This window comes from Paraburkholderia sp., from assembly GCF_036488505.1.
Classification (GTDB): Bacteria; Pseudomonadota; Gammaproteobacteria; order Burkholderiales; family Burkholderiaceae; genus Paraburkholderia.
In genome coordinates this window covers 1-4,657 of record NZ_DASXHN010000117.1, presented here as the reverse complement: position 1 = coordinate 4,657, position 4,657 = coordinate 1, and the positions used below count along the sequence as shown (strand labels likewise).

Genomic DNA, 4,657 nt, shown 5'->3' with positions numbered 1-4,657 from the left:
CGCGCACGCCTGGACCGTACACGAGCGGAGGTCGCACGATCACGATCTCGAGATCCGACGCGCGGCCGTAGTCGACCAACGCGCGTTCGGCTTCCAGCTTGGAAATGCCGTATGGATCGACCGGCGCGGGTGGGTCAGCCTCTGCCATGGGCCCGGCGGTGCTGGCCTCGCCGACCGCCTTGATGCTGCTCACGAACACGAAGCGGCGCGCGCCCGCGCGGCGTGCCGCGGCGGCGACGCGTAACGCGCCGTCGACATTGGTCGCTCGATAGGCGGCAAGCGGATCGGTCACGCTCTCATGCATCACGTGCACGCGCGCGGCGAGATGGATCACCGCATCGCAACCGACGCCGACCGGCCAGCGCGCTTCGATGCCCGCGAAGTCGTCGACGTCGAGCAGCCATTCGCGCACGCCGTCGGCCGCGCTTTGCGCTCGACGCACCGCGCCGAGCACGCCGTCTCCGCGTCGCAGCAGCGCGCGCGACACCGCTTTGCCGACGAAGCCATTCGCGCCAGTGACGAGGACCTGCAGGCTCATCGGCGTGCTCGCGAACGCACGGCGAGCTCCGCGCGAGCCCGTGTCAGCCATGAACCGATGCGAGCGCTGTCGGGACGTGCCCCGCCCGCACGGGGCGGGAAAGGCGGATGAGACACGATACAATCTGGCATCAACGGTGCTTTCTCGGGAAGTCTGGCTGGAGCGTATTGTATGCGGGCGCAAGCGCGCCGCGGCCCTATTCGCGGCGCTGCACCGAGGCGCTAGAATGGCGTCGGCTCCCGGGCGGCACCGCACACGCGGCTCGCGCGGCGGGCGTGATAATAAAACGGACCTGCCCTCGCTGGCGCGCTGTTCGTACACTTGGTAACAACTCAAACATTTTCGCGCATGTGGAATTCGTGGTATCGATCCATCGTGCTCGACGACAGCACGATCTGGCCTGTCCCAAGGCCGCGCGAACAGGCCATCGCCCGCGCGCCGGCGAGCCGACGCCTGATCGCCGCGCGACGGCGCGGCCCGCCTCCCTGTAAATGCCCTGCCCTCGCTGCTCAGATCGCGCCCCTGCATGGCACGCGCAGCGACGGTTCATTCCGCTCACGTCATCCGGGCCGAGTGTCCGAAACCGTCGACATGTGGAACAGAATCTGCTGGTCTGGAGAAAAGAACGTGTCTGAGCCATTGGGACCCCGCCCATGAAAGTGCTCTTTGCGACTTACCCGATGGCTTTCCATACGCCCGGCGGCGGAGAGATCCAGTTGCTCGCGTATCACAAGCATCTGCCCGCGCATGGCGTGGACGTCACGCTGCTCGATCCATGGAAGCCGCGGTTTCTGGAACACGACGTCGTGCATTTCTTCTCGTGCGTCGGCGGCTCGGTGCACCTGTGCAACTTCGTCAAGCAACTGGGCTTGCCGCTCGTCGTGTCATCGAGCCTGTGGGTCACCGAAGACACGAAACATCTGTATCCGATCGGCGAAATCCACCATCAGTTTTCGCTGGCCGACCGCGTGGTCGCTAACTCGGAGATCGAGTGCGATACGCTCGCGCGCATCTTCGATCTGCCGCGCGAGAAATTCGTCAGCGTGCTCAATGGCGTCGAACAGAGCTTCTATGAGCCGGTCGCGCCCGAGCTGTTCCGTCGCGAATTCGGCATCGAGAACCGCTTCATCCTGAACGTGGGCAATATCGAGCCGCGCAAGAACCAGCTCGCGCTGGTCAATGCGATGAAGTCGTACCCGGACCTCAAGCTCGTGCTGATCGGCCATCAGCGCGATCGCGACTACGCGAACGCATGCTTCGCCGAGGGCGGCGAGCAGGTTCTTTACGCCGGCACGCTCGCTCACGATTCGCCGCTGCTGCGCTCGGCCTACGCGGCCTGCGAAGCGTTCGTGCTGCCGAGCACACTGGAGACACCCGGCCTTGCCGCGCTCGAAGCGCATGCGGCGGGTGCGCGCATCGCCGTGACCCAGGTCGGCTCGACCGAAGAGTACTTCGCGCGGCATGTCGCGTACCTCGATCCGTTCAATGTCGACAGCATCGTCCACGCGATTCGCGCGGCGCTCGCGCAACCGCGCGGCGCCGTCGCGGACAAGCCGCGCGACTTGAGCTGGCCGAGTGTGCTGTCTCCGTTGCAAGCGCTCTACGATTCCCTGCTGAACAAATGACGAACCCTGTGAAGAAACCCGTGACGAAACCGGTAAAGAACATCGTGAAGCGCTTCGAACTTCGTCCTCTGAATAACGTCGAGCCGTCCTCGAATCCCGAGTTTGCGTGGAACGCGATCAATGGCGATCCCCAGTTCGAACTCACCGGATGGCAAGACCTCTCGGGGCGAGCCGCGCGCATTTCGTTCGAACTCTCGAAGGAGGACATGCCGGCCTCGCCATGCATGATCTATTTCGACGCGGGCGCGGGCATGTCGGAGCATGCGACGATCGGGCTCACGGTCGATGCGCACGGCAAAGTGGATCAGGTGGTCGCATTTCCGCCGCTGGTCGGGCCGTTGCGGGTCGATCCGATCGCCCGCTCGGGACTGTTTTCGGTCAAAGGCTTCAACGTCGAACTGGTCGCGGACACCGACTGTCCGCAAGAGCTGCTGGAACGCGCGCGCCGCATGGCGTCGTGGCGCGGCGGTGCGCAGCCCGCGCCGGCTCCGTGCGCGGGCCACACATACCAGGAATGGATCGAACGGCACGAGCCGCCTGCATCGCTCTACCCCGAGTTGCGCGCGCGCTCGAAGAAGTGGGCGCGGCAGCCGCTGATCAGTATCGTCATGCCGACGTACAACACGCCGGCGAAATGGCTGCGCCTCGCGATCGATTCGGTCGTCGCACAGGTTTACGAGAACTGGGAATTCTGTATCGCCGACGACTGCTCGACGAACCCCGAAGTCAAAGAAGTGCTCGACAGCTACGCCGCGAAAGACCCGCGCATCAAGGTCGCGTACCGCACGACCAACGGCCATATCAGCGCATCGAGCAATACGGCATTGGAACTGGCCGTCGGCGAATTCATCGGCCTGCTCGATCACGACGACGAGTTGCATCCGCTCGCGCTCTACTGCGTCGCCGAGGTAACCAACGCGCATCCGGACGCCGCGGTGATCTATAGCGACGAGGACAAGATCTCGATCGACGGGGTCCGCTCGGACCCGTACTTCAAATGCGACTTCAATTACGACCTGTTCCTGAGCCAGAACATGATTTCGCATTTCGGCGTGTACCGCACGTCGACCGTCAAGGAAGTGGGCGGCTTCAGAGCCAGCTTTGAAGGCTCGCAGGACTACGACCTCGCGTTGCGCGTGATCGACCGTACCGGTCATCACACCGTGTATCACGTCCCGCGCGCGCTGTACCACTGGCGCATGATTCCGCAAAGCACCGCGGCCGGCCACGAAGCGAAGCCGTATGCGCATACCGCGGCGATGCGCGCGCTCGACGAACATCTCGCGCGCAACCAGATCAACGCGCATACCGAACACGCGCCCGGCACGGACGCATTCAACAAGGTCGTGTACGGCCTGCCCGACGTGCTGCCGTCGGTCGAGATCATCATTCCGACGCGCGATTGCGCTGGGCTCGTCGAACAATGCGTGGAATCGGTGCGGCAGAAATCGAGCTACCCGAACTTTCGCATCACGATCATCGACAACGGCTCGGTCGAGCCGGCCACGCACCAACTGTTCGAGCGCCTGCAAGAAGACCAGCGCATCCGCGTCGTGCGCGACGATTCGCCGTTCAACTACTCGGCGCTGAACAATCGCGTCGCGCTCGCGAGCACGGCGGAGTTCGTCTGCCTGATGAACAACGACATCGAAGTGATTTCCGCCGACTGGCTCGAGGAAATGGTGTCGGTCGCGCTGCAGCCCAATGTCGGTGCGGTGGGCGCGAAACTGCTGTATCCGGACGACACGATCCAGCACGGCGGTGTGGTGCTCGGCGTCGGCGGCATCGCGAGCCATGCGCACAAGCACTTCCCGAACACGCACCCGGGTTACTTTGCGCGCGCGCGCCTGCGCAACACGATGTGCGCGGTGACCGCCGCGTGCCTGCTGATCCGCCAGTCGATCTACCAGGCAGTCGGCGGGCTCGACGAACGATTACACGTCGCCTACAACGACATCGACTTTTGCCTGCGCGTGCGAGAGACCGGGTATCGCAATGTGTGGACGCCATACGCCGAGCTTTATCATCACGAATCGGCAACCCGCGGCGCCGAGGACACGCCCGAAAAAATCAGCCGCTTCAACGAGGAATCCGCTTTGGTCAGGCAGCGCTGGGAGCATCTGTTGATGAACGATCCGTGCTACTCCCCCAATCTCACGCTGACTGCCGACGACTTTTCCTTCGCTTGGCCTTCAAGGATCGCAAATCTTGCTTAATCTGGGACCGAAAAAAACCAAGACCGGGTGGCTCGGGGAATACCGCCACCCGTCGCCGGGGGAACTGTTCTGCCTGCCCAGCGCGATCTACTTTCTGATGAAGTTCAGAGCCGATCTCGCGCGCTTCAATTCCAAAGCGCTCAATGACCGGGTCACGTTGTACTTCTGGTGGGAAATGTCGGCGCGAGACACGTATCCGGATTTCGACTGGGTACTGCGCCGCGAAGATCTCGAATATCTGCGCCAGCTCGATAACGACACGCTGATCGAGCGCCATC

General features: G+C 63.4%; 3 protein-coding genes and 1 pseudogene. 3 read left to right on the top strand and 1 reads right to left on the bottom strand.

Annotation, left to right across the window (positions count from 1 at the left end; genetic code table 11):
- The coding region (locus VGH68_RS06460; protein ID WP_331602710.1) for an NAD-dependent epimerase/dehydratase family protein at positions 1 to 538 on the bottom strand (538 nt) is incomplete at its 3' end.
- A gap of 653 nt (positions 539 to 1,191) precedes the next feature.
- Here VGH68_RS06460 and VGH68_RS06455 point away from each other — a divergent pair.
- The 3 genes and pseudogenes from VGH68_RS06455 to VGH68_RS06445 form a co-directional block, all read left to right on the top strand.
- Entirely contained in the window at positions 1,192 to 2,163 is a 972-nt protein-coding gene (locus tag VGH68_RS06455) for a glycosyltransferase (RefSeq protein ID WP_331602709.1), read from the top strand.
- 20 nt (positions 2,164 to 2,183) lie between these two features.
- On the top strand, positions 2,184 to 4,379 hold the full coding sequence (locus tag VGH68_RS06450; RefSeq protein ID WP_331602708.1) for a glycosyltransferase family 2 protein: 2,196 nt from the start codon (positions 2,184 to 2,186) through the stop codon (positions 4,377 to 4,379).
- Positions 4,372 to 4,657 (top strand): annotated as a pseudogene (locus VGH68_RS06445) (glycosyltransferase family 1 protein); the annotation flags it as partial. The gene VGH68_RS06450 and the pseudogene VGH68_RS06445, both read left to right, overlap by 8 nt.